We start from the raw sequence: 24,099 nt of genomic DNA on the forward strand, positions 1-24,099 counted from the left end.
AGTTGAAAGGCCGGTGGCCGGGGAAAGGACAGGGCACGCATGTATCGGCGGCGGGGTTCCCTCGCCGTTTGCGGTCCTGTGCGCGCATGATTTTCGTCGCTGTGCTGGCGGCGGGCCTTGCCGGTTGCCAGCTGACCAGTTCCAGCAAGATTCCGCTCAACAACAACACCCGCGTTTTCTTCGGGTCCGACGCCGAATCCTCAATCGGCGCGCGCGAGCATCCGCGCGTCGTGGCGAGCTATGGTGGCGTCTACAAGAATGCGGGAGCGGAGGAGGCCGTTGCGAAGGCGGTCGGCCGTCTGGTCGCCGCTTCACAGGATCCGTCCCAGGCCTACAAGGTCACGATCCTCAATTCGCCTGCCATCAATGCGTTCGCGCTGCCAGGGGGATACCTCTATGTCACGCGCGGTCTTCTCGCTCTGGCCAACGACACTTCCGAAGTCGCAGCCGTGCTCGCGCACGAAATGGCGCATGTCACGGCCCACCATGGTGCCGCACGTCAGCAGCAGGAGGAGGCGGCCGCTCTTGCGAGCAAGGTCGTCACGAACATTGTTGACGATCCGGAAGAGGTGGAAGCCGCGGTTGAGTCGTCGCAACGGTCCCTCGCCCGTTTCACACAGGTGCAGGAACTCCAGGCCGATGCCATCGGCGTGCGCACCTTGGGGAAAGCCGGCTACGATCCCTATGCTGCGGCCCGATTCCTGAAGACCATGGGTCGCTTTGCCGATTATACGAGCGCACGGGGAGACGCCAAGGCGGCGCCGGACTTTCTCTCCACGCATCCCGCGACGCCGAGCCGCATCGCGCGTGCCGTCCGCGAAGCGCGGCAGTTTGGGGCCCCCGGCATCGGCGAACAGGATCGCGATGCCTATCTCTCCAAGCTCGACGGCATGCTCTACGGCGATGATCCGCTGCAGGGCTTCGTGCGCGGCCGTTCCTTCCTGCACAAAGCGCTGGGCATCGGCTTCACCGTCCCGGACGGGTTTACGTTGGAAAACACGCCGCAGGCTGTGCTTGCCAGTGACGGAAAGGGAACGGCGTTGCGTTTCGACGGCGCCGAACTGGCATCCTCGGAAAGCCTTTCGGACTACATAAGTTCAGGCTGGATAAACGGGCTGGTCGAAAATTCGATCCGGCAGACGACGGTCAATGGCCTGCCGGCGATCACCGCCACCGCGCTGGCCGAGGGATGGTCATTCCGCATCGGTCTCGTGCGCAAGGGAGAAACGGTCTACCGATTCATTCTTGCGACGAGAGAGCCGACGGAAGCCTTTCTTGCCTCGTTTGAGGAGACGTTCAAGAGCTTCCGGCAATTGAGCCTGACCGAACAGGCGCGGCTGCGACCCCTGACGATCAGGATCGTCACGGTTTCCGGCGGGCAGACGGTGCACGATCTCGCCCGGCGTATGAGCGGCGTCGATCCGTCAAGGCGCGTGGAACTTTTCACGCTGCTCAACGGGCTTGATGAGGATACGCGGTTGACGATCGGTCAGTCGGTGAAGCTGATCGTGGATTGAGACCGATCGCGAGCCGGCCGACATATCGTCTGGCCGGCTCGATTTTATCGATCGGGAGAGAGTGCCCGGCCGCGCCTTCGGTCTCCCTGCCCGTGATAGGCGTTCAACTCGCGGTACTGACGATGCCGGGGTGATCCGCCACAAGCGCCGCGCGAAGCTTTTCCAGCGCGCGCACTTCGATCTGGCGCACGCGTTCCTTCGATATGCCGAGTTTTTCGCCCAGTGACTCCAGGGTGGCGCCTTCTTCGGAAAGCCGGCGTTCGCGCACGATCTTCAGCTCGCGCTCGCTCAGAACGCCGAGGGCTTTCGTCAGCCATGCGCGGCGGCGTTCTTCGTCGATTGCACCTCCCACCACTTCGTCCTGCAATGGTTCCTCGCTGACGAGGAAATCCTGGCGGTCGCTTCCGGTGCCGCTGTCGTCAAGCACCGGCACGTTGAGAGAAGTGTCCGGTGCAGAGAGACGCGAATCCATCAATGCGACGTCCTTGGAATCGACACCCATCGCTTCGGCGATCTCGTCATAAAGCTCCTGGCCCGACTTGCCTTCCGCGCCCGTGGCGAGTTTCGCCCTCAGCCGACGTAGGTTGAAGAAAAGCGCCTTTTGCGTGGACGAGGTGCCGCCGCGTACGATCGACCAGTTCCGCAGGATGAAATCCTGCACGGATGCGCGGATCCACCAGCTTGCATAGGTGGAGAAGCGGACCTCTCGGTCTGGGTCGAACCGGGCGGCTGCTTCGAGAAGGCCGACATGCCCTTCCTGGATGAGGTCGCTCATGGACAGGCCGAAGTAGCGGAACTTGGCAGCAAGTGCGATGACGAGGCGCATGTGTGCCGTCGTCAGGCGGTCGAGCGCGTTCGTATCCTGCTCGTCTCGCCACCGCAGAGCGAGCGCGTGTTCTTCCTCGCGAGTGAGATAGGGCGCGGCCATGGCTGCGCGTACGAATTGTCGCCGAGGACTGACCGGATGTTGCATTCCAGTTCTCCGTAGGTCCTGACTTGCCCCAAAAACCCGTCGCATGTCCCCGGTGATCCGGAGTGCGGCGATGCCTTTGAGCGGGGGGCAGCGCGTCATGAGTTTCACAAGTCGGCCGGGCCCGGCGGTCCGAAGCCAATGTCAGAAAACCGGGTGCCGCGCGCGCTCGAACGCGACAAAACGGATCAACTCACATCTCAAACTCTCAGAACGTGGAATCGTTTCCACTGCATTCGACATTTGGCGGCGCGGTTGCTTCCCGCAGAGCTGAATATGCGCGGGCAACATTCGCGGGCCATGGAGCCGGGGTTGATGGCCGGGAACTGGCGGGCGGACGGGGCGGGCGATTGCTCGCGGCATCCGGATGCACGGCCGTGGCTTGACGCGGCAGCGTCGGAGTTCTCAGGCGGGCGGATCTTCTGCCGCCGGCTTGTGGCCCGCTGACGTTCGATCCGTTGGCTTTCGGTGCCGTATGGCCCCTCTGATACGGGCGCCTCAGCCATGACTCGCCGCATTTTCGATCGACGTTGATCGCAACTTGCGGGTGATCTTCAGGTTAAGCGAAAATGCGGCGGGAACAAGAAAATGTAGCTTTAGAGAAATGCCGTAGTTAAGGAAAAACCTTGTTTGTGGACGTGATTTCGCGAAATTGTGATCCAATTCGGATCCGCCGCCGCAACGGCCTTTTCCAATAGAAAACGGCGGAGGTGCTGCCCCCGCCGCTCGCAACTCACGCGCCTTTCATCGAACCGGCACGATTCATTGGTCAAATGCCGCCCGGATCGGCGCTTCGGTCGAACCGTTGAAAGATCAGGCCGCTTCTTCCTGTTCGACGTCGTCGCCGTCTTCGGAAGACGCCTCGGCTTCAGCAGACTCCTCGGCCTTGCCTCCGCGCTTGGGCGCCTTGGCGAGGTTCTGCTCGATCTGCCGGATCGCCTCGGTCTCCGAAGACCGGTTGACGGCCTGGATCTCGCGCGCCATCCGGTCCAGCGCAGCTTCGTAGAGTTGGCGCTCGGAATAGGACTGCTCCGGCTGGCTGTCGGAACGGTAGAGGTCGCGTACCACTTCCGCGATGGCGATCAGGTCGCCGGAATTGATCTTGGCTTCGTATTCCTGCGCGCGACGGCTCCACATGGTGCGCTTCACGCGAGCGCGCCCGCGAACCGTCTCCAGCGCCTTCTTGACCGTAGGAGCATCCGCGAGCTTGCGCATGCCCACCGAAGCGATCTTGGCGACCGGAACGCGCAGGGTCATCTTGTCTTTCTCGAAGTTGATGACAAGCAGTTCCAGCTTGAGGCCGGCGACTTCCTGATCCTCGATGGCGGTGATCTGTCCAACGCCGTGAGCCGGATAGACGATGAACTCGCCGGTCTTGAATCCCTGACGCTGCGCGGTCTTTTTCGCGGGGGTTGCCATACGCTCTTATACTCCTGCGCAGAGACGGCCTTGAACAGGCGCGTCGGGATGCGCCGCCTTGCGGGCATCAATTCCTACGGACAGGCACATGGCGTCGAAACCGGGCAGGGAGCCCGGATGGGCGCGCACTGTGTGCCATGGGGTGATCAAATTCGTCTCGTTCCCAGATGAGTTCTTATGACGACGTGTTCTTTTGACGCGGCCGCTTGGCAAGGACCAACCGAACATGATACGGCAGACCGAGAAGGCAGTCTGACCAGGTTCGGATTACGACCACAAAAAAACCTCCGCTAGGAGGAACATGATCCGAGGGCGAGGCGACTAGACCCCCTATATAGCACGAATCTGGAAAAATACAAAGGTTCAGCGCCAAAATCGTTAACGCTAGCCTGTGACTGCGTCATGACGTCGCGCATCCTGAAGGATGGGCATGCGTGCGGCTGACTTTGCGGCGGAACCAGCGGAGCCTGCACTGCGGCTCCACCGTGCCAGCCGCGAGTTCGCGCGACTGTGGTATCAGTCCCCTTCGCCCGCCTCGCTGGAGAAATATTTTTCGAATTTTCCGGTTTCACCGTCGAATTTTTCGGCCTCGGGCATCGCGTCCCGTTTGACCGTGAGGTTGGGCCACTTGTCCGCGTATTCGGCGTTTACCGTCAGCCATTTCTCAAGCCCGGGTTCGGTATCGGGCTTGATCGCCTCCGCCGGGCATTCCGGTTCGCAGACGCCGCAGTCGATGCATTCGTCAGGATGGATGACGAGCATGTTCTCGCCTTCATAGAAGCAGTCGACCGGGCAAACTTCCACGCAATCCGTGTACTTGCACTTGATGCAATTGTCGGTGACGACGTAGGTCATCGCATCCCTCTCTTCGGCGGCGGCTCATGGTCCGCATGTTTCGGCGAAAACGGCGGTAACCGCCAGAAAGACATTGCTCGCAGATACCGTTTCCGGAGAGTTTTATTCCCTGGCTCCGGTGTTGGTTCTTGTCGGTTCCGGGTGGAACTATCGGCAGGATACCGAGGCCTGTCCGGTCTCGAAGCCGCTCTAGCGGTTTTGAACGTTAAGATCAACCTGCGAGCCTGCCCTTCGGGCGCGGATTTCAATTCCCGCTCCCGCCCTCGTCGAAAAACCGCTCGATCTGCCGACGATCCCTCTTCGTGGGTCGCCCGGCCCCCGCCTCGCGCACGGCCGGTGACGGCGGCGTTTCGGCACGCGGAGCCGGCGGAGGGCTTAGATCCTCGTAGAGAAGGCGCGCTTCCGGTGCCGGCCCCCGGCGGTTGCCGAGAGCGAGGATGCGCAGCACGAGAACGCGGCGCTCCAGTGCGATCGTCAGAACGTCACCGATGCGCACCTGCTGTGCCGCACCGGTGACACGTTCCTTGTTGAGCCTCACGTGGCCGGAGGCCGCGAGCTTCTGGGCCAGCGAGCGCGATTTGGTCACGCGCGCATACCATAGCCACTTGTCGATGCGCAGCCGGCCCTGTTCCGCAGTGCCAGCCATCTCTCCAACTCCTGCTTCCGGGCTGTTTCCGGGTTGGCTTGAGCCTATTTCCCGTCCTTCGGTTTCTCCATGCTCGCCTTCAGTGCCGCCAGTGCGGCGAAGGGCGAGTCGGGATCGATCCGGCGGGGTTTGCGATCCTCGCGGGGGCCGCCGTGCGGCTTTCCGCCGGCAGGCTTGCCGGGTCGGCCGCGGCCTTCGCCAGCGCTTCTCGCCTGTCCGCCGCCCTGGCCCTGATTGCCTTGGCCAGAAGCGCCGTGTCCCTGGCCGCCCTTGCCGTGACGCTTGCCGTCGCCGTTCCGCCGGTTCGGGCGGCCCTGCTGGGCCTGCCCGTCTTCGGCGCCGCGGCCCCGTTGCTGCGGGCGACCCCCATGGCGGCGCCGATCTCCGCGGCCCGGGCGCCAGATCTCGACCGTAATCGTCGCGGGAATTTCCTCGTCCGCCTTTTCGGCGTCGACAGTCCCTTCGGCTGCGGCGGCAGCCGCTTCAGCTGTTTCGCCGTCCGAGGCCGGCTCCGTCATGGTTTCTGTCGTCGCGTCAGAGGCTGGTGCGGCTTCGTCGGGTGCCGCAGCTTCCGCGACCGATACTGGCTCTGGTTCGTCTGCAGTCGCGGCAGGCTCCTCAGCCCGTCCGTCGGGCAAGCCTTCCGTGCTCGCGACTTCATGGGCCTGACCATCGGGCGCGGTCTCGGCGTGAACGCTCTCTGGTGCGGCGGCTGCGTCTGCGGAGGGCGCCTCGGGGGCCGCTTGGGTCTGCGTGTTCGCCTCGTCCACCACTGCGGTTTCGGCCGGCTGCAGCGCGGGATTGGGGATCTCGCGGCGTTCCAGGCGGTAGCCCAGCGACTTCAGGATCGAATTGAAGTCCTCGCCCGAGCAGCCGAGAAGCGACGTCATCGCGACGGTAACGGTGAACGCGCCGCCTTCATCGATGGTCCCTTCGGGTCGGGGCGGCTGGGTTTCCGCCGCGGTCTTGCGCCAGGAAATCAGCGGCCGGATAAGATCTGCCAGTCGCTCCAGGATGTCGACGCGCACGGCCCTCTCGCCGCAGACGCGATACCCGACCGCCCGATAGAGCTGCTTTGCAAAGGTCGGTTCGACCGGGATCGATGTGCGGCCGGAGGCCGACATCTGCGGCAGCTCCGCCAGTCCCGGCATGTCCAGATCGCCGTTCTTCAGCGCCCAGAGCTTCGCGATGAGCTGGCTCGGCGCCGGCTTCAGCAGGGCCGGAATGTAGATATTGTAGGCGCCAAAGCGGACGCCGAGCTTGCGCAGCACCGCGCGCATCGGCTGGTCGAGCTGGCGGACCTCTTCGGCGATCTCGGGGCGCTCGACAATGCCCAGCGCTTCCACCAGACGGAAGGCGACACCGCGGGCGATGCCCTCGATCTCGCTGTCGTCGCGCAGGTCGAAAAGCGGCTTGAGCAGGGTTTCGACATGGGTCTTTAGCCACAGGTCGAGGCGCGCCTGCACTTTTTCCCGCCCCTGGCCTGCCAGCAATTCGTCGGCAAGCAGAAGCACGCCCGGTTTCAGCACGTCCTCGCCGGCCAGGATCTTGGCGACGACTTCGCCCTTCCATCGGATGACACCGTCGGAAGCGAGAGCGAAGTCGGTGTTGGGCGCCTGCGACAGGCGCTCCGCGCGGGCCTCGATCTCTCCCGCCAGCGCCTTGGATGCCGCTGCCCGAAGCGCCTTGGCGTCCAGGCTGCCGTTGCCTTCGACGCCTGCGTCCGGTGCAAAGCGGAACCCCTGGAGGTGGCCGACGTGCTGGCCCTCGACGAGCACATCTCCTGTTGCGGTGATTTCCGCTTCGAGCATCGCGTTCTCTCTCAACCGTCTCATCAATACACTGGTCCGGCGGTCCACGAAACGCTGGGTCAAGCGTTCGTGCAAGGCGTCGGACAGCCTGTTTTCCACGTCTCGTGTGACACCTTGCCAGTGAGCCGGGTCGCCGAGCCAGTCCGGCCGGTTGGCGACGAAGGTCCAGGTCCGGATATGTGCAATCCGGTTGGCAAGCGTGTCGATGTCTCCGTCCATGTGGTCGGCATGGGCGACCTGGCGGGCAAACCAGTCGTCGGGGATCCGCCCTTCGTCGATCAGGAACGCGAAGATCGTCGAAACCAGATCGGCATGATTGGCCGGCGCGATCTTGCGATAATCGGGGACCTGACAGCAATCCCAAAGCAACGAAACCCGCTCGTGACGGTCCGCTCGTGCGCGGATATCCCCGTCCCGGGTCAAAAATTCAAGTGCGATCTGGTCCACCGCTGCCGGTGCGCGCGTCAGCCCCGGTTCGGCGGGAACCTTGTCGAGGCTGTTCCGAAGGGCCTCCAGCGAGCCGAAATCCAGTGCCGCGTTGCGCCATTGCAGCATCTTGACCGGCTGGAAACGGTGCGTTTCCAGATGCTCGACCAGTTCGTCGTCGAAGGGGGCGACGCGGCTGGTGACGCCGAACGTGCCGTCGCGCATGTGGCGGCCCGCACGGCCGGCGATCTGTCCGATTTCGGCGGGTGTCAGATTGCGGTGCTGGTAGCCGTCGAACTTTCGGTCGGCCGCAAAGGCGACATGGTCAACATCGAGGTTCAGGCCCATGCCGATGGCGTCGGTCGCAACCAAAACATCGACGTCGCCGGACTGGAACAACTCGACCTGGGCATTGCGCGTGCGCGGGCTCAGCGATCCCAGCACGACTGCCGCCCCGCCGCGCTGGCGGCGGATCAGTTCGGCAATCGCGTAGACTTCGTCAGCGGAAAAGGCAACGACGGCCGAGCGCGGCGGCACGCGGGTAATCTTGCGCGAACCGGCATAGGTGAGCACTGACATGCGCGGGCGCGTCACCACGTTGAGGCCGGGAAGCAGTTTTTCCAGGATGGGCCGCATGGTGGCCGCCCCCAGGAGCAGCGTCTCGTGGCTGCCGCGCAGGTTAAGGATGCGATCGGTAAAAACGTGGCCGCGATGGAAATCGCCGGCGAGTTGCACCTCGTCTATGGCCAGGAAATCCGTCTCGATGTCGAGAGGCATCGCCTCCACGGTTGAGACCCAGAAGCGCGGATTTTTCGGGACGATCTTTTCTTCGCCCGTGACGAGGGCGACGGAATCTTCACCCGCCCGCGCCACGACGCGCCCGTAAACCTCGCGGGCGAGCAGCCTCAACGGCAGGCCGATCATGCCTGTCGGATGCGCCAGCATGCGTTCGATGGCGAGGTGTGTCTTGCCGGTGTTGGTCGGGCCCAGTACCGCGGTAACGGTACGGGCACGCACGGCCGGCGGGAGCGGCATTTGCAGGTTGCGGAGCATGAAACTTGAAGATCTGGTGGTCGCGGGTTCGCCTGTCCCGGTCCATCACGGACCAATGCGGTCTGGCGCGCTTCGTCTGGTGCGGATCCAATCGCCCTTTCGGCTCGACTATTGCTGCCCGGTGTGTCTTCACAGCCGGGCCGACTTAACCTGCCGTTCTGCTTCCGTGTTCCCTTGCTTGCCGCGCCTGGCAGGAATTGAGCGGGCAACGGCTTGCGGGCAGGGGGAGCGGTTGCCGGCGCGTTGATCTAGCACAGGCGTCGCGTTCTTGTCGCATTCTTTTACGCAGAGAATGAAGCGGCTTCGTGAAGCAGGCGCGGCGGCCGTCACCTCAATGGTTCCGGGGGCGTGCACGAGGCAAAGGGGAACGACTCTTGAACAAATAAAGACCGAATCGATGACACGGACAGATTCAGGATTTGTTCCATACGAGATCGTGGGGCGATCTGTCGACACGATACCAAATGCTGAATCTCGTCAGAATCTTAGGGGGAGGTTCTTGTTGCGGGTCCGTAAAGGTACAGATTCGCGTCAAGCTGAAAAATTCCGTTAAGGCGTGCCGGTATCCGGGCCGAAACTTCCGTAAGGAATCGAAGGAAGAGAGAACAGTGAATGCACGAATCGCTGATCGCGCGATGTTCCATCTTCGTTCCTACGAGATATAGTGGCCGGGGTTGCCGCGTCCCAACATGCAGGCGTGCTCGCATCCTCGGCGAGGCGCCCGGCAAGAGCGCGGTTAACCGTTTCGTCCCATTTCGGAGCATGTAGAGCGACATCGTCGCCGCACGAAGCTGCGCTCTGCGGACAGGTCGCGTCAGGCGTGAAAGAACAGAGAGAGGATCCCGTTCGCTCTATTCGGCGGCGGCAGCGACCTCTGCGGGTTCTTCTGCGGTTCCGATCCAGCGATCCAGGAATTCCTCCAGCCAGCGCTTGAGCGCGGCATCGAAGACCGCCCGTCCGGCAAAATGATCGCGCCGGTCCTGGGCGCCGGGCAGTTCCATGCGCGGTGCGCCGCGTGTGGTCCAGCGATAGAGCATGGCAAGCGTCAGTTCCGGATGGAACTGGATGCCGAAGGCGGCCGGGCCGACGCGGAAGGCCTGATTGCGATAGATGTTGCCCGTGGCCAGAAGTTCGGCACCCGACGGCAGTTCAAACCCTTCGCGGTGCCACTGGTAGACCTTCTCCGGCCACGTCATGAAGGCTCTGCCGGTCTCCGTCGGCGTGATCGGGTAGTAGCCGATCTCCGCATAACCTTCGGAGTTGGGGCTGACGTTTGCCCCCAGATTGCGCGCCAGCATCTGTGCGCCGAGGCAGATGCCGAGGCATGGGGCCGCTTCGCGCAGGGGGACGTCGAACCAATCGATTTCGCGATGGACAAAAGCATCGGTATCGTTGGCGCTCATCGGTCCGCCGAAGATGACCGCACCGGCATGCTCGGCCATCGTTTCAGGCAGCGCATCGCCAAAACGGGGGCGCCGGATATCGAGATCGAATCCCCGTCGGCGCAGAGACTGTCCAACGCGACCGGGGGTGGATGTCTCCTGGTGCAGGACGATTAGGACTTTCGGCGAGCAGGCGGAGGAGGGCATCTGGAAGGGCATGGCCTTTGCTTTGGATCTTGTTATTCCAGTGACAGAGATGGACCGGCACACCGGCCTCGCGACGTCACACTCCCACCACGCGGGCCTTGCATTTCCTGGCAACGCTCGCCCGGGTCATCACTGAAACAGGCGGATATCCGTTTGGGAGTATGCCTTCATAAGTATGCCGATTGACGAGACGGTCAATACGGAACCTTGCGGCAGTACCACAGGCTTGCCGGCCGAGTCAGTCATCGCTTTCAATGGTGTCGCTTTCCAGCTGGATGTTGGCACGCGTGGCGACCCGCCGGCGCAAGGCGAGGCGATCTGAGGCCGGCAGGCCGAGCAGTTCGGTCACGCGCCAGACGGTATTGTCCTCAAATTCGTGGACTTCGCCGTCGGCGAAGACCATTTCCCACATCATCTCCACCACCTTGCGGCGGCCGTCGACGTCAAGTCGGCGCTTCAGGACGCTGGTGAATCCGTAAAGGTCCACCGCCTCTACGTTGCGCTTGTTCGCTTGTGCGATCAGCTCCGACGTGCCGTCTTCGTCCAGATCGTAGCTGTTCTTCAGGACCTGGCGCAGCTTGTCTTTCTCGGAATCGTCGACGACTCCGTCCACGGAGATGATGTGGACCAGAAGTGCAGCTGCGCAGAGACGATGATCGTCAGGGCCGAATTCTTTCCCGACGTCGTCCCCGACAGTCATCTCCCGGAGAAATTTACGTAAATTTTTCAGCATGTTCGCTGCCATTTCGACTTTTGCCTCAGCTCATTCTAATGGATGGAAAGAGCTTGGCAAAGCGCCTTTCCCACGGCTGTATCAACGTAGAGACGAGCGAATGGTTCGAAAATCTCTCGATGAGCCTGGTGCATTCTTCTGAAATTACGTATTGTTTAAATAATAATAAGCATGTGACTGAAAATCATAAAAATATACAATTCGCATATTTGATATATATTTCGTATTGCTAGTTTTTATCGGTTCTAAATTGAGGTTTTGGCTCAAGTTTTCATTGACACCCATCCGGGTGTGGGCATTGTAAGCAACGCCTGAAGCCCTTGGGGCAGGTGGCATTCATCCTTTGATAGCGGGGCCTTGAACCCCGTCGATTGGGGGTCGCAATGGCTGGACTATTACATTCGCGTGGCGCTCGGCGCCGCAAAGTTTCGTTTCGTCTTTACTGTCTTTCGACAGTCAGCGCCGTAGCAAGCGGAGGCGCATGCCTGGGCCGGCGCGTGATGGCCCGTGTTGTGCGAGGGAGGTAGGACTATGGCAAAAGGCAATGAGGGGCCTGCCGCCGCCCGTTGCGGCTATCTCGACCGTCTTCCCGAACGCCTTGTCGTGGAAGGATTCCGGCGCTGGATGGCGGGCTACGATACCGGCGATATCCAGTGCTGGGAACTGGCGTGGAACCTCTATGCCAAGGCACTGGGTCCCAAACAGGCCCGGTCGGCCATGGCGGAGCTGTCGTGCTGGGTGCGCGCCATCCGGGCAAGTTCGGCGCGTTCGATGTGTCTCTTTCCCTATGGGTGCGGGAAGTTGTGCCGGGACGAATGCATGGCGGTCTCGATGGTCGCCTGTGTGCAGCACCGCGACAACGATGCGCTGGTAGCTGCGGCGACCCAGCTCATCGGCTGCGAGCATATCGAGGAGACGGTCGATACCGCACGCAGCTTCGGCGAAATGCTCGACAGCATCGGTCAGCATCTGATCCCGGTTCCCAGGCCGGTGATCGAGGATATCGCGATGCGGCCGGGGCGAGAGCGTTTCCATTGAACTGAAGATTTCAGGCTCGTCCCGCAGCGACGTTTCGGGCGAGCCTCAACGCAATTCGAAACGTCACAAGGGGAGACAGGCTCATGAAGTTCATGAGAACGACAACTGCGGCCGCGATTTTGGCATTGAGTGCGGTGGCTACGGGTGCAACGGCCACGCTGGCGGAAACGAAGCCGGCGGATGTCATTTCGACCTATGCGGACATCGCGCTTGCCGGCTACGAGGATTCGCTGGCGACCGCGAAGGATCTCGATGCCGCAATCGAAAAGCTCATCGCCGAGCCCACCGAGGCCAATCTCACCGCCGCCCGGCAGGCGTGGCTCGCCGCTCGCGTTCCCTACCAGCAGACCGAGGCGTACCGTTTCGGCAATGCGATCGTCGACGACTGGGAGGGGCGGGTGAATGCCTGGCCGCTCGACGAGGGGCTGATCGACTACGTGGATGCGAGTGCCTATGGAGCAGAATCGGACGAGAACGAGCTCTACACCGCCAATGTGATCGCCAACAAGAAGATCACCATCAATGGCGAGGAGGTGGACGCCTCCGCCATCACGCCCGAGTTTCTCTCCGGCACGCTGCAGGAAGCCGGCGACGTGGAGGCAAATGTCGCCACAGGATACCACGCGATTGAGTTCCTGTTGTGGGGTCAGGACCTGAACGGCACCGGGCCGGGGGCAGGGGCCCGTCCGGCAACCGATTTCGATCCGGCCAACTGCACCGGTGGCAATTGTGAGCGCCGGGCGGAGTTCCTGTCGTCCGCTTCGGATCTGCTGGTCGCCGATCTTGAGGAGATGGTCGGAAACTGGAAGAGCGGCGGCGCGGCGCGCACGGCGCTGGCGGAAAGCGGAGAGGCCGGCGCGCTGCGTACCATCCTCACCGGCATGGGCTCGCTCTCCTACGGCGAACTGGCGGGCGAGCGCATGAAGCTCGGGCTGCTCCTTCATGATCCCGAAGAGGAACACGATTGTTTCTCTGACAACACTTTCAACTCGCACTACTACGACGCCCTCGGCATCAGGAATGTCTACCGGGGCCGGTACGAGCGCGTGGACGGATCTGTCGTGGAAGGGCCGAGCGTCGCCGATCTGGTCAAAGAAGCGGATCCGGCGGTGGCGAATGAACTGGGTACCAAGCTCGATGCGACCCACGCCGCCTTCACAGAGTTGAAGAAGCGCGGCGAGACGGTCGAGGCTTACGATCAGATGATCGGCGAGGGCAATGACGAGGGCAATGCCGTCGTCCAGTCCGCAATCGATGCGCTGATCGACCAGACCAAGTCGATCGAGCGGGCCGTGGCGGCCCTCGACCTGGAAGCGCTGGAAGTCGAAGGCTCCGACAGCCTCGACAACCCCAACGCCGTTTTCCAATAGCGACTGAAGTGCGAGCGGATGGTTCCGGTGGGATCGCCGCTCGCTTTTCTCGCCAGCCTCCTCACGGACGGGACGTAGCCACTCCGCGTTGTGGGGATGCGCTGGATTTCGCGCGTTTCAAGAGGAGGAGACCTCGGCGGCGCGCCTGCGACATCAAGAAGAGCAAGACAAGGAAGCCCAACCACATGATCCTGTTCCGGTCATGCCCAGCCGATCGCTTGTTGCGGGGTGTTCCCGTTCTCGCCGCCACGCTGACCGTCATTGCCTCCGCCACCCTCGCCATATCCTGGCAACCGGTCCGTGCGGACGGCGTTCTTTCCTGGCGCAACGATCTGACACCGAAGGACCGCGCGCGCGTCGCCAAGGTGGTCCAGACCTCTGAGGACTTCTCAAAGCCGGAAGCTTTCGAGACGATGCAGGGTGGGGCGGCCACCTCGCGCAAGCTCGTTAACCGCGATGCCTTTTCCCAGTTTTCTGCAAATCTGACCTTCAAGCAGGAACGCGATTTCAAGCTCGGCAATGCGCTCTTCCGCAAGCTTTGGGTATCCTCGCCATCCTCAACCCAGGCATCCGATGGTCTCGGACCGCTCTACAATTCGCGCGCCTGCCAGAACTGTCATCTGAAGGATGGGCGCGGGCATCCGCCGGGACCAGGCGAGATCGCCTCGTCCATGTTCCTGCGTCTTTCCGTGCCGCCGCGAACCGAGGCCGAGCGCGAGGCCATCGCCACCAAGGCGATGATGCGCATCCCCGAGCCGACCTACGGTGGCCAGCTTCAGGAATTCGCCGTCGGCGACCTGCCCCCGGAAGGCCATCTGCGCATCACCTACGAGGCGATCGAAGTCGCGCTCAATGGCGGGGAAACGGTGACGCTTCGCAAGCCCACCTACACGATCACCGATCTCGGCTACGGCCCGATGGACCCGGAAGTCATGATCTCGCCGCGCGTCACGCCGCAGATGATCGGGCTGGGGCTTCTGGAGGCGATCCATCCCGGAGACATCATCGCGGGCGCCGATCCCGACGATGCGGACGGCGACGGCATCTCCGGCAAGGTGTCTTGGAACAGAAATCCTGAGACGGGCGAGCCGATGATCGGCCGGTTCGGCTGGAAGGCGACGATGCCGACGGTGTATTCCCAGGCTGCCGATGCCTTTGCCGGCGACATCGGTATCGCCACGCCTTCTCATCCCGAGCCCTGGGGCGACTGCACCCCCGCTCAGGCGGCCTGCCGCGCCATGCCTTCCGGTATCCAGGCCAATCTCGGCGACACCGAAGCCCCCGACCCGGTGATGGAGCTGGTCGCCTTCTATTCGCGTAATCTCGCCGTGCCGATGCGTCGTGACGTGGACGACCGCGAAGTTCTGGCCGGCAAGGAGCTTTTTCACGCAGCGGGTTGTGCCTCGTGCCACCGACCCAAATTTGTCACCAGCCGCGAGGCGGAGCAAAAGCAGTTTCGCTTCCAGCTGATCTGGCCCTACACCGACATGCTGTTGCACGACATGGGAGAGGGGCTTGCGGACGGCCGCCCCGTGGGCGACGCTACGGGACGCGAATGGCGCACAGCGCCGCTGTGGGGTACGGGGCTCACGGAGACGGTCAACGGCCACACGATGATGCTGCATGACGGGCGGGCCCGCAACGCGCTGGAAGCCATCCTGTGGCACGGCGGGGAAGCGCAAGGTGCGCGCGATGCTGTCGTTGCCATGGAGCCTGACGAACGAACCGCGCTTTTGCGTTTCCTTGGATCGCTTTGACGGAGACGCTTTGATGCGGACATATCTTGCCAGCTTCGTTCGGGCCAATCTCGTCTGGCTCGGCATCGTTTTCGCGGGTGCTTTCGTGCCCGGAGGGACTGCGCGCGCGGATGTTGCAGAGGATCACCACCGTTTCGTCGCGAACGCGATCGATGGCTATATCCGGCCGGAGTTTCGGCACTTTTCGCGATTGTTGCATGTACTCGATGCGCAAATCGGCGATTTCTGCGCCGCCCCCGATGCAGCCGGGTACGAGAAGATGGCACGCGCCTACAGCGATGCGCTGGCAGGCTTTGCCCGCATCGGTTTCCTGCGCTTCGGGCCGCTGATCGAGGATCACCGCCTTGAACGGATCCTGTTCTGGCCGGACCGTAAGTCCACCGGCCGCAGGCAGGCCGAGCAGGCCGTGGCAGAACATGACGCAAGCGTCCTGACGCTGAACAGCCTGCAGGGCAAGAGCGTCGCGATGCAGGGGCTGTTGGCGCTGGAGCCGGTGCTTTTCGACGAGGCACGCGAGGCCCTGCTTTCCGGCGGCGACGATGCGACGTTCCGGTGCGGTTATGCCGGCGTGATCGGTGCCAATCTTGCCGAAATGTCGGATTCGATCGCAGCCGAGTGGGCGGCACCTGATGGCTATGCCGCGCTTCTTCTCCAGCCCGGGCCGGACAATGTTGCCTATCGTTCCGATCAGGAGGCGGCCAGCCAGGTGCTGGGCGCCTTGACGACAGGCCTGCAGATCGTACGCGATCAGTGGATCGGTCCGATCCTCGGTTCCGGACCTCACAGACCGAAGCCGCGGATGGCGCTTTTCCGGCGCTCCGGTAATTCCCTGGTCATGATCGAAGCCGCCGTGGGCGGCCTGAGAGACTATCTCGCCGCGCTCGACATCGCGCCGATGCTCGACGAACAGGACGCCTGGCTGAATGGCTCGCTGCAGTTCGAGCTTTCCAACGTGCTGGAAAAGCTTCGCGAGCTGAAGGAGCCGCTGACGAAGACCCTTCGCAATCCTGAGGCCTACGACAAGCTCGCTTTCATCGATGTCGTGTTGAACAGTGTCCGCGACAGTGCGAGCGAGGAGCTCGCCATCGCGTTGAAGATACAGGTCGGGTTCAATGCCCTTGATGGAGATTGATCGCAGAGCGCTGCTGGCCGGCGCCGGTGCCGGCTTGCTTGCCGGCCTTGCTTCCCGGCAGCTCGCGGCCATGGAGGAGACGGACACGTTCTTCCTCTCCGCGCGCAAGGAGGCCGACGGATCCTATGCCGTGGTGGTCTTCACGCCCGAGGGAAAGGACATCGTCCGCGTGCCCCTGCCGGGCCGTGGCCATGATGTGACGCTCCATGAGCCGAGCGGTCGTGCCGTCGCCTTCGCGCGCCGGCCCGGCACGTTTGCCGCTGCGTTCGATATCTTCGGGAGGCGGGAACCGACGTTCTTCGCCTCGCCCGAGAACCGCCACTTCTACGGCCACGGGGTGTTTTCGCCCGACGGGAAGCTGCTTTATGCGACCGAGAACGATTTCGAGAACGGTCGCGGCTATCTCGGCGTCTACGATACGACCGACGGCCATCGCCGCATCGCGGAGTTCGATTCCGGAGGGGTCGGTCCGCACGAGGTGCTCCTGATGCTCGACGGGCGCACGCTCGTCGTTGCCAATGGCGGCATGGAGACCCATCCCGACTATGGCCGCACGATCCTCAATCTGCCGACGATGAAGCCGACGTTGGCACTGATCGACAGGTTGACCGGCGATATCATCGCCTGTCACGACTTGGGCGAGAGCGAGCGTCTCTCCTCCATCCGGCACATGACCATCGACGGGCAAGGCGCCGTCTGGTTCGGATGTCAGTTCCAGGGCGACAAGACGAAGCGGCCGCAACTCGTCGGCCGGCTTTCGCGGGGCGGAGAACCGGAACTGTTGTCGAGCCCGATGGAGATCCTGCGCGGGTTCAACAATTACATCGGCTCTGTCATGACCAGCCGGGATGGCAAGACGATCGCGACCTCCAGTCCCCGTGGCGGCCAGGTCGTCTACTGGGATGCGGAGAGCGGGGCGATCCTTGGACGCGACCGGGTGGTGGACGTGTGCGGCGTGGCGCCAAGGCCAGGCAACGATTTCCTGATCTCCGACGGTGCGGGCGAATTGCTCGCGGCCGGACCGGCCGATGGCGGAAACCCTTCGCTCGTCATCCGCAATTCCCGGGTTTCGTGGGACAATCACATGGTCGGCTTCCGGATTTAGGCAACCTTGCGACAGGTCCCCTCTTGATCCTGAGGCTGAACGGCACGACGTTTCCATTATCGGGGCGCAAACGTAGCTCCGGGTCTTGCCGGGACGTGTGCTCATCGGATCGGGTCGATCCGCTTGACGCGTGCCGGAGCCGGCGAACACCAATGGTCAGGCAGGAAACCATGTCCGAAAGCAAGAAGATGGAAATCAAAGAGCGCCTCGCCCTCCTGTCGAGCGCAATCGATGAGAAAGTGAAGCAGCTCGGCGAGCGCGGCGAGTTGACGAGCCGGCATGAGGCCTACGCTGGCGATCTGCAGGAACGGCAGGCCGAATTGCGCGCCAAGCTACAGAAGGCTGTTCACGATCATGATTTCTGGCAGGCGGCGAAGAGCGAACTCGAGCTCGATTCCTCTGCGCTCGTGTCTGAATTCCGCAGCTGGACGGAAGAGTTGGATACCGGCAAGGTCTGAGCGTCCCGCGCCACGGCGAGGCAACGGACCTTCAGACCGGAGGAGGGGCTGACTTGGCGCTGCCCCTCCTCCGGTGGCTAAGGGAGCGCGGCGAGCGGAACGTTAGCGGCTATCGGTATCGCTATATCCCGATAGCCTAATCTGTCGACCGCCGCCAGTCCCCGGCTTTTGACAATTCGTGCAAGCTATAGTTCGTGCAGGACATGTGCCGCGCGGACCGCGGCCGATGCGCGGTTCTCCACGCCGAGCTTTGCGTAGATCTGCTCCAGGTGTTTGTTCACCGTGCGTGGGCTGAGCCCCAGAATTTCGCCGATGTCCCGGTTGGACTTGCCCTTGGCGATCCACAATAGAACCTCCGCCTCGCGACCCGTCAGGGCAAAATGCTCGCGCAGGATCGCGTCCTGGTCCGGGCGGTCGCCGGCGGTCAGACGGAAAAGATATTCCTCCTCACCGATCGAGCCGAGATGGTGGAGCTGGACCTCGGTGCCATTGCCGAGGGCGACCGTCATCGTCGCCGTCTGTCCGGCCGGAGCAGCCTCCGTACCCGAAGCGATCCAGGTCGCCAGTTCCGGTCCCATCCGGGTGAGCTCATCCTCGCGGCCCGTCAGTTCCTTCAGCATCTGGTGGGCCTGCGGCGTCGCCCATTCCACGCGGCCCGATGGGGCCACGGCAAGCAGGTGGCGTCCGGCGGCGTCGAGCGCGATGCGGGCGTTCTGGACGGAACGCGCATTGGCAAGATGGACCCGGATCCGGGCCTGAAGTTCATCGATATTGATGGGCTTGGTCAGATAATCCACGCCGCCCGATTCCAGGGCATGAACCACGTGCTCGGTCTCCGTCAGGCCGGTCATGAAGATGACCGGCACATGGGCGAGCGCGCCGTCGGCCTTGATGCGGCGGCAGGTCTCAAAACCGTCGAGGCCGGGCATGACCGCATCCATCAACACGATGTCGGGCGTCACGCGGGAGGAGATCGTCAGTGCCGCCTCGCCGTTGGTTGCCACAAGTACGGTGATGCCGGCCTGTTCCAGCGCGGCCGTCAGGAAGCCAAGTGCCTCCGGGGAATCGTCGACGACGAGGACGATGTCGCGCTGGCGGGGCGCACTAGTCGGCATGGGGCAGGGCCTCCAGCGTTTCGGTGTACCTGGCGAAGTCGAAGGCCTGGATGTGATCGCGCAGCATGGCGACGACGGCCTCGTTCTCGGGTGTCTTTGACAATTCGTCGAGCTTGGCCTCGATCCCACGCACATAGCCTATCTCGCCAAGGCCGATAAGTTCGCGCACGGCGCGCGCGCTCAATCCATGGCTGGCGGGTACGTTCCTCGTCGGCGTGCGTTCCGCGTCGACAACCGGCTCGCCGGGCATATCTGCCACCTCCCCTTCGGAAAGGTCATCCGTGTCGAGCCACTTCAGCCCCATGTGCTTGCCGAGCTTGTCGAGAAGTTGGCGCATGTCGAACGGCTTGGCGAGCGTATCGTCGTGGCGTGCGTCTTCCTCTATCGCGGAGGCGCCGTCGCCTATATTGGCCGAGAGCATGATGGCGGGAGCCGTGTGACCGAGGGCGCGCAGGCGGGACAGGAGGTCCCATCCGCTCATGCCGGGCATGAAGATATCGAGCAGGAAGGCGTCTGGCCGGATGCCGGAGACCAGCTCCAGCGCTCTGGGGCCGTCGTCGGCGGTCAGTACGGTAAAGCCCAGCGGTTGCAGGATCTCCTGCATCAGGTCGCGGTGATCGGCATTGTCGTCGACCACGACGATGGTGCGCCGCCGCCCCGCGTAGCCCGTGATAGGCCGATCCGCGACCCTTGACGGTGTGGCGATGGAGGAGAGCATCAGCCGCACCCGGAACGTGCTGCCCTTTCCGCGCTCGCTCTGAAGCGAAATTTCGCCGCCCAGGGTTTCCGCCAGAAGCTTGGTGATGGTGAGGCCCAGGCCAAGCCCCGGGGTCCGGGACCGTCCGTCTTCCTCGCCGCGGCCGAAAGGCTCGAATACCTTGGCCTGATCGGCGATGGCGATGCCGCGGCCGGTATCGGAAACGGTGAAGCTCGCCACCTGCGAGCGATAATCGACATTCAGGGCGATGCGGCCTTCTTCCGTGAACTTGATCGCGTTGGAAAGGAGGTTGACCAGAATCTGTCTGAGCCGTTTTTCGTCCGTGCGCACGAAAACGGGAAGGTTGGGGGAGCGCACGTAGTCGAACGCAAGTTGCTTGGCGGCGGCCTGGGGGCGGAACATGTCGACGATCTGATCGAGAAAATCCCGGATGTTGATTTCGTTGGAATAGACCTGCAGACGGCCTGCCTCGATGCGGGAAATGTCCAAAAGGCCGTCGATCAGGCCGGACAGGTGCTCGGCGGAACGGCGGATTACCATGATTCCCTCCCGTGTGGGGGCGGGATTTCCGTCGGATCGTTCCAGCACTTGCGCGTAGCCAAGCACAGCATTCAGCGGGGTGCGCAATTCGTGACTGAGGCCGACGACATAGCGGCTCTTGGCGAGGTTGGCCGATTCGGCGACCTCCTTGGCGCGCTGCAGTTCAGCGTCCGTCTGCCGATGGGCCTCGATTTCCTTCAGGAGCAGCGCGTTTTGGCGCAGCGATTCCTCTTCCGCCACGTGGCGTGTGTCGTGAGCCAGCACCAGAAACCAGGTGACGATCCCGGCAAGGACAGCGAAGACGAAAAAGATCAGCGTTACCGTTTCGCCCACCAGAGGCGCCTCGTCGGGCCGGTGGGCTGTTGTTTGCTCGAAAATCACCAGAAGCAAAAGACCGATGGCGGCAATGGCGAGCGTTGAGGTCAGTGTGTAGCGCCCCAGCCGGGTCCCGAGCCGGCTCACCAGCCAAGCGGGCAACAGCCTGTCAGCGGCAGCTCCAATCTGACGGGCGAGCCGCGCATCCGGCTTGCAAAGGTCATGGCAACGCGCATCGAGTGAGCAGCAGAGCGAGCAGATCGGCTTCTGATAGGCCGGGCAATAGGCCATGTCCTCCGGCTCGAAGGCGTTTTCGCAGATGGAGCAGGTGAGCGCGGGAAGCGTTTTCCAGTGCCTCCGCGATTTTCGCGCCAGGTAATAGCGTCCTTGCGTGGCGAAGGCGATGAAGGGAACTGCAATATAGGCCACGCCCATGGCGATGAAGGTGGAAAGGGCAGCGGCCGTGGGGCCGAACTGTCCGGTATGAGCTGTCAGCGCGACGATTGTCGCAAGCGTCACCGAGCCGGTTCCGACCGGGTTGATATCGTAGAGATGGGCGCGCTTGAACTCGATGCCCGGCGGCGAAAGGCCGAGAGGCTTGTTGATGAAAAGGTCTGCGGAAATGGCGGAAAGCCAGGCCATCGAGACGATCGAGAAGACGCCCAGCGTTTCCTCCAGCACACGATAAATGCCGAGCTCCATCAACAAGAGCGCGATGGAAACGTTGAAGACCAGCCACACCACCCGGCCGGGGTGGCTGTGCGTCAGTCGGGAAAAGAAGTTCGACCAGGCGAGCGAGCCCGCATAGGCGTTCATGACGTTTATCTTGAGCTGCGAGACGATGACGAAGCAGGCCATCAGCAGCATCGCCGCTGCGGGCCAGGGCAACATGTAACCGAAGGCCACCGCATACATGCGCGAGGGTTCGGCGGCATGATCGGCCGGCACGCCGGCTGAAAGCGCAAGCACGGCGAGAAACGATCCGGCCAGCATCTTCGGTGCGCCAAGGACCACCCAGCCGGCACCCGCCAGGAAGCGGGCGAGACGGTGTCGGGTCTTGACGACGTCCTGCGCGGGCAGGAAGCGGAGAAAGTCGACCTGTTCTCCGATCTGGGCCATCAGCGCGAGGATGACGGCGGAGGCGGCGCCGAATTTCAGCAGGTCGAGCCCGGCGAAGGTTTCGGTGGTCCCGATCGCCCCGGGTCCTGAAACGGGCGAGGAATGCGCGCCCGCGAAATCGAGCCATTGGCCGAACGAACTCCGGTCCGTCCAGGCGATGAACAGGAACGGCGCGATGTTGAGGACGATCCAGAAGGGCTGGGTGATCAGCTGGAAGCGACTGATCAGCGTAACGCCGTGCGTGACGAGCGGGATTACGGCGATGGCCGAGACGATGTAGCCAACCCAAAGCGGCAAGCCGAGCGCATATTCGAGTGCGCTCGACATGATCGAGGCTTCGATGGCGAACAGGATGAAGGTGAAGCTCGCGTAGATCAGTGAGGTGACAGTCGAGCCGATATAGCCAAAACCGGCGCCGCGGCTGAGCAGATCGATATCGACGCCGTGGCGGGTGGCGTAGCGGGCGATCGGAAGGCCGATGAACAGGATCACAAGGCTGCCGACCAGGATCGCGGCGAAGGCGTTGATCGTGCCGTAGGACAAGGTGATGGCGCCGCCGATCGCCTCCAGTGCGAGGAAGGAAATCGCGCCGATGGCAGTCTGGGAAATGCGCTGGCTGGAAAACCGCCGGGCCGCTTTCGCGGTGAACCGCAGCGCGTAGTCCTCCAAAGTCTGGTTGGCGACCCACTGATTGTACTTGCGCCTGATAGGCATGATTCGCTGGCGTGCGGTCATCCGCTCATTTCTGCCTGGTTTCTGTGCAAATGATTCATAATTAGGCTGCGCGCCTGTACTGCTGAGCCGAGGTTCAGCTCTTCCCGGCTTTTTCCCGAGTAATCGATACGTTTTGCGCATTTCCTTTGCAGGGTTCGTGCCGCCGAATTAATCGCGCGCTCCCGCCTGCTTTTATCCAGCTGCACAAATCGCGCAGGCGTCTACGTCAATCGACGTATAGGGCCGCGCGCGATTACCGCCGACCATCGCGGGCGATGGCAGCCAGGCGTCCCGCAAGAGTGTTTTTGCACCCGCAGTCCGGAGCTGCCGCATTCCGACATGGGGGACTACCAAAATGGCAACAAGCGTTGCGACAGGCATGAACAGGGTCCGGCGCGCGATCGGCGGTGCGGCGATCGCCGGCATGATGGCGACATCGATCACAGCGGGCTTCACCACCGGCGCGGCGGCGCAGGAAGACACGATCAAGGTCGGCATCCTGCATTCGCTTTCCGGCACCATGGCGATTTCGGAGACCACTTTGAAAGACGCCATGCTGATGCTCATCGAGGAGCAGAACAAGAAGGGCGGTTTGCTCGGCAAGAAGCTGGAGCCGGTCGTTGTCGATCCCGCGTCCGACTGGCCGCTTTTCGCGGAAAAGGCGCGCGAGCTGATCTCGGTCGACAAGGTTGCGGCGGTCTTCGGCTGCTGGACGTCGGTGTCGCGCAAGTCCGTGCTGCCGGTCTTCGAGGAACTGGATTCGATCCTGTTCTACCCCGTCCAGTACGAGGGTGAGGAAAGCCAGCGCAACGTGTTCTACACGGGTGCCGCGCCGAACCAGCAGGCCATTCCGGCCGTCGACTACCTGATGAACGAGGAAGGCGTGGAGCGCTGGGTTCTGGCCGGCACCGACTATGTCTATCCGCGCACGACAAACAAGATCCTCGAGGCCTACCTGAAGTCCAAGGGCGTCGCGGACGAAGACATCATGATCAACTACACGCCGTTCGGTCATTCCGACTGGCAGACGATCGTGTCCGACATCAAGACCTTCGGCTCCGCCGGCAAGAAGACGGCCGTCGTCTCCACCATCAACGGCGACGCCAACGTTCCCTTCTACAAGGAACTCGCCAACCAGGGCATCAAGGCCGAGGACATCCCGGTCGTGGCTTTCTCCGTGGGTGAGGAGGAACTCGCCGGCCTCGACACCGCTCCGCTCGTCGGCCACCTCGCCGCGTGGAACTATTTCCAGTCCGTCGACACCGACGCCAATGCCGCGTTCATCGACGCCTGGCACGCCTTCACCAAGGACGACGAGCGCGTCACCAACGATCCCATGGAGGCTCACTACATCGGCTTCAACATGTGGGTGAAGGCGGTCGAGAAGGCCGGCACCACCGATCCCGACGCGGTCATCGACGCCATGGTCGGCATCTCCGTGCCGAACCTGACCGGCGGTTACTCCGCGATGATGCCGAACCACCACATCACCAAGCCCGTTCTGATCGGCGAGATCCAGGACGACGGCCAGTTCCAGACCGTCTACGAGACGCCCGGTCTCGTCGCCGGCGATGCCTGGTCCGACTACCTGCCGGACTCCAAAGACCTGATCGCCGATTGGCGCGCCCCGATGTCGTGCGGCAACTTCAACGTCGCCACGGGCAAGTGCGGCGGCAAGGGCGAATAGGTCGCGCCCAAG

General features: G+C 62.8%; 17 protein-coding genes. 8 read left to right on the plus strand and 9 right to left on the minus strand.

Translation table 11 applies throughout. The annotated features are described in order from the left end of the window. Positions 1-86: 86 nt before the first annotated feature. Positions 87-1,517, plus strand: coding sequence for a M48 family metalloprotease (locus V2L18_RS18790; protein WP_336179850.1), 1,431 nt, complete (start codon positions 87-89; stop codon positions 1,515-1,517). Positions 1,518-1,620: 103 nt separating this feature from the next. Here V2L18_RS18790 and V2L18_RS18795 read toward each other — a convergent pair whose 3' ends face one another. The 7 genes from V2L18_RS18795 to V2L18_RS18825 form a co-directional block, all read right to left on the minus strand. Next, complete coding sequence (locus tag V2L18_RS18795; protein WP_336179851.1) at positions 1,621-2,490, minus strand: RNA polymerase factor sigma-32; 870 nt, start codon at positions 2,488-2,490, stop codon at positions 1,621-1,623. 810 nt (positions 2,491-3,300) lie between these two features. Next, positions 3,301-3,906 (minus strand): CarD family transcriptional regulator, encoded by a 606-nt coding sequence (locus V2L18_RS18800; protein ID WP_336179853.1) that lies wholly within the window; start codon positions 3,904-3,906, stop codon positions 3,301-3,303. Positions 3,907-4,422: 516 nt separating this feature from the next. Next, positions 4,423-4,761 (minus strand): ferredoxin FdxA, encoded by a 339-nt coding sequence (gene fdxA / locus V2L18_RS18805; protein ID WP_336179854.1) that lies wholly within the window; start codon positions 4,759-4,761, stop codon positions 4,423-4,425. 244 nt (positions 4,762-5,005) lie between these two features. After that, positions 5,006-5,407: an RNA-binding S4 domain-containing protein gene (locus V2L18_RS18810; RefSeq protein WP_336179855.1), complete on the minus strand. Its 402-nt coding sequence runs from the start codon at positions 5,405-5,407 to the stop codon at positions 5,006-5,008. Positions 5,408-5,451: 44 nt separating this feature from the next. Next, on the minus strand, positions 5,452-8,679 hold the full coding sequence (locus V2L18_RS18815) for a helicase-related protein (RefSeq protein ID WP_336179856.1): 3,228 nt from the start codon (positions 8,677-8,679) through the stop codon (positions 5,452-5,454). A gap of 869 nt (positions 8,680-9,548) precedes the next feature. Then, positions 9,549-10,298 (minus strand): glutamine amidotransferase, encoded by a 750-nt coding sequence (locus V2L18_RS18820; protein ID WP_336179857.1) that lies wholly within the window; start codon positions 10,296-10,298, stop codon positions 9,549-9,551. 226 nt (positions 10,299-10,524) lie between these two features. Beyond that, positions 10,525-11,031, minus strand: coding sequence for a TerB family tellurite resistance protein (locus V2L18_RS18825; RefSeq protein WP_336179858.1), 507 nt, complete (start codon positions 11,029-11,031; stop codon positions 10,525-10,527). Positions 11,032-11,550: 519 nt separating this feature from the next. On the opposite strand from V2L18_RS18825, the gene V2L18_RS18830 reads away from it, so the two are divergent. The 6 genes from V2L18_RS18830 to V2L18_RS18855 all read left to right on the plus strand — a co-directional run bounded on the left by V2L18_RS18830 (position 11,551) and on the right by V2L18_RS18855 (position 17,879). Continuing rightward, entirely contained in the window at positions 11,551-12,057 is a 507-nt protein-coding gene (locus V2L18_RS18830) for a hypothetical protein (protein ID WP_336179859.1), read from the plus strand. An 83-nt stretch (positions 12,058-12,140) separates the two neighbouring features. Next, complete coding sequence (locus V2L18_RS18835) at positions 12,141-13,427, plus strand: imelysin family protein (protein WP_336179860.1); 1,287 nt, start codon at positions 12,141-12,143, stop codon at positions 13,425-13,427. Positions 13,428-13,612: 185 nt separating this feature from the next. Then, positions 13,613-15,184 (plus strand): di-heme oxidoredictase family protein, encoded by a 1,572-nt coding sequence (locus V2L18_RS18840; RefSeq protein WP_336179861.1) that lies wholly within the window; start codon positions 13,613-13,615, stop codon positions 15,182-15,184. A 13-nt stretch (positions 15,185-15,197) separates the two neighbouring features. After that, complete coding sequence (locus V2L18_RS18845) at positions 15,198-16,316, plus strand: imelysin family protein (RefSeq protein WP_336179862.1); 1,119 nt, start codon at positions 15,198-15,200, stop codon at positions 16,314-16,316. After that, the gene (locus tag V2L18_RS18850; protein ID WP_336179863.1) at positions 16,297-17,421 is read left to right on the plus strand and encodes a DUF1513 domain-containing protein; all 1,125 of its coding nucleotides are present in this window, start codon (positions 16,297-16,299) and stop codon (positions 17,419-17,421) included. The genes V2L18_RS18845 and V2L18_RS18850 overlap by 20 nt, the downstream gene beginning before the upstream one ends. A 170-nt stretch (positions 17,422-17,591) precedes the next feature. Next, positions 17,592-17,879, plus strand: coding sequence for a hypothetical protein (locus tag V2L18_RS18855; protein ID WP_336179864.1), 288 nt, complete (start codon positions 17,592-17,594; stop codon positions 17,877-17,879). A 185-nt stretch (positions 17,880-18,064) separates the two neighbouring features. Here V2L18_RS18855 and V2L18_RS18860 read toward each other — a convergent pair whose 3' ends face one another. Both V2L18_RS18860 and V2L18_RS18865 read right to left on the minus strand, forming a co-directional pair. Next, positions 18,065-18,994, minus strand: a complete 930-nt coding sequence (locus V2L18_RS18860) for a response regulator transcription factor (protein ID WP_336179865.1) — start codon at positions 18,992-18,994, stop codon at positions 18,065-18,067. Then, on the minus strand, positions 18,984-22,421 hold the full coding sequence (locus tag V2L18_RS18865; RefSeq protein WP_336179866.1) for an ATP-binding protein: 3,438 nt from the start codon (positions 22,419-22,421) through the stop codon (positions 18,984-18,986). Before V2L18_RS18865 ends, V2L18_RS18860 begins: the two co-directional genes overlap by 11 nt. Before the next feature lie 334 nt (positions 22,422-22,755). Here V2L18_RS18865 and urtA point away from each other — a divergent pair, with 334 nt between their 5' ends. Next, entirely contained in the window at positions 22,756-24,087 is a 1,332-nt protein-coding gene (gene urtA / locus V2L18_RS18870; protein ID WP_336179867.1) for an urea ABC transporter substrate-binding protein, read from the plus strand. The last annotated feature ends 12 nt before the right edge of the window (positions 24,088-24,099 follow it).

It is taken from the genome of Breoghania sp. JC706, from assembly GCF_037026715.1.
Lineage (GTDB): Bacteria > Pseudomonadota > Alphaproteobacteria > Rhizobiales > Stappiaceae > Breoghania.

What these genes read in the sequence shown, in the direction of transcription:
- V2L18_RS18790 (WP_336179850.1), top strand. Translation starts at nt 87, where the DNA reads ATGATTTTCGTCGCTGTGCTGGCGGCGGGCCTTGCCGGTTGCCAGCTG.
- V2L18_RS18795 (WP_336179851.1), bottom strand. Translation starts at nt 2,490, where the DNA reads ATGCAACATCCGGTCAGTCCTCGGCGACAATTCGTACGCGCAGCCATG.
- V2L18_RS18800 (WP_336179853.1), bottom strand. Translation starts at nt 3,906, where the DNA reads ATGGCAACCCCCGCGAAAAAGACCGCGCAGCGTCAGGGATTCAAGACC.
- fdxA (WP_336179854.1), bottom strand. Translation starts at nt 4,761, where the DNA reads ATGACCTACGTCGTCACCGACAATTGCATCAAGTGCAAGTACACGGAT.
- V2L18_RS18810 (WP_336179855.1), bottom strand. Translation starts at nt 5,407, where the DNA reads ATGGCTGGCACTGCGGAACAGGGCCGGCTGCGCATCGACAAGTGGCTA.
- V2L18_RS18815 (WP_336179856.1), bottom strand. Translation starts at nt 8,679, where the DNA reads ATGCCGCTCCCGCCGGCCGTGCGTGCCCGTACCGTTACCGCGGTACTG.
- V2L18_RS18820 (WP_336179857.1), bottom strand. Translation starts at nt 10,298, where the DNA reads ATGCCCTTCCAGATGCCCTCCTCCGCCTGCTCGCCGAAAGTCCTAATC.
- V2L18_RS18825 (WP_336179858.1), bottom strand. Translation starts at nt 11,031, where the DNA reads ATGGCAGCGAACATGCTGAAAAATTTACGTAAATTTCTCCGGGAGATG.
- V2L18_RS18830 (WP_336179859.1), top strand. Translation starts at nt 11,551, where the DNA reads ATGGCAAAAGGCAATGAGGGGCCTGCCGCCGCCCGTTGCGGCTATCTC.
- V2L18_RS18835 (WP_336179860.1), top strand. Translation starts at nt 12,141, where the DNA reads ATGAAGTTCATGAGAACGACAACTGCGGCCGCGATTTTGGCATTGAGT.
- V2L18_RS18840 (WP_336179861.1), top strand. Translation starts at nt 13,613, where the DNA reads ATGATCCTGTTCCGGTCATGCCCAGCCGATCGCTTGTTGCGGGGTGTT.
- V2L18_RS18845 (WP_336179862.1), top strand. Translation starts at nt 15,198, where the DNA reads ATGCGGACATATCTTGCCAGCTTCGTTCGGGCCAATCTCGTCTGGCTC.
- V2L18_RS18850 (WP_336179863.1), top strand. Translation starts at nt 16,297, where the DNA reads ATGCCCTTGATGGAGATTGATCGCAGAGCGCTGCTGGCCGGCGCCGGT.
- V2L18_RS18855 (WP_336179864.1), top strand. Translation starts at nt 17,592, where the DNA reads ATGTCCGAAAGCAAGAAGATGGAAATCAAAGAGCGCCTCGCCCTCCTG.
- V2L18_RS18860 (WP_336179865.1), bottom strand. Translation starts at nt 18,994, where the DNA reads ATGCCGACTAGTGCGCCCCGCCAGCGCGACATCGTCCTCGTCGTCGAC.
- V2L18_RS18865 (WP_336179866.1), bottom strand. Translation starts at nt 22,421, where the DNA reads ATGACCGCACGCCAGCGAATCATGCCTATCAGGCGCAAGTACAATCAG.
- urtA (WP_336179867.1), top strand. Translation starts at nt 22,756, where the DNA reads ATGGCAACAAGCGTTGCGACAGGCATGAACAGGGTCCGGCGCGCGATC.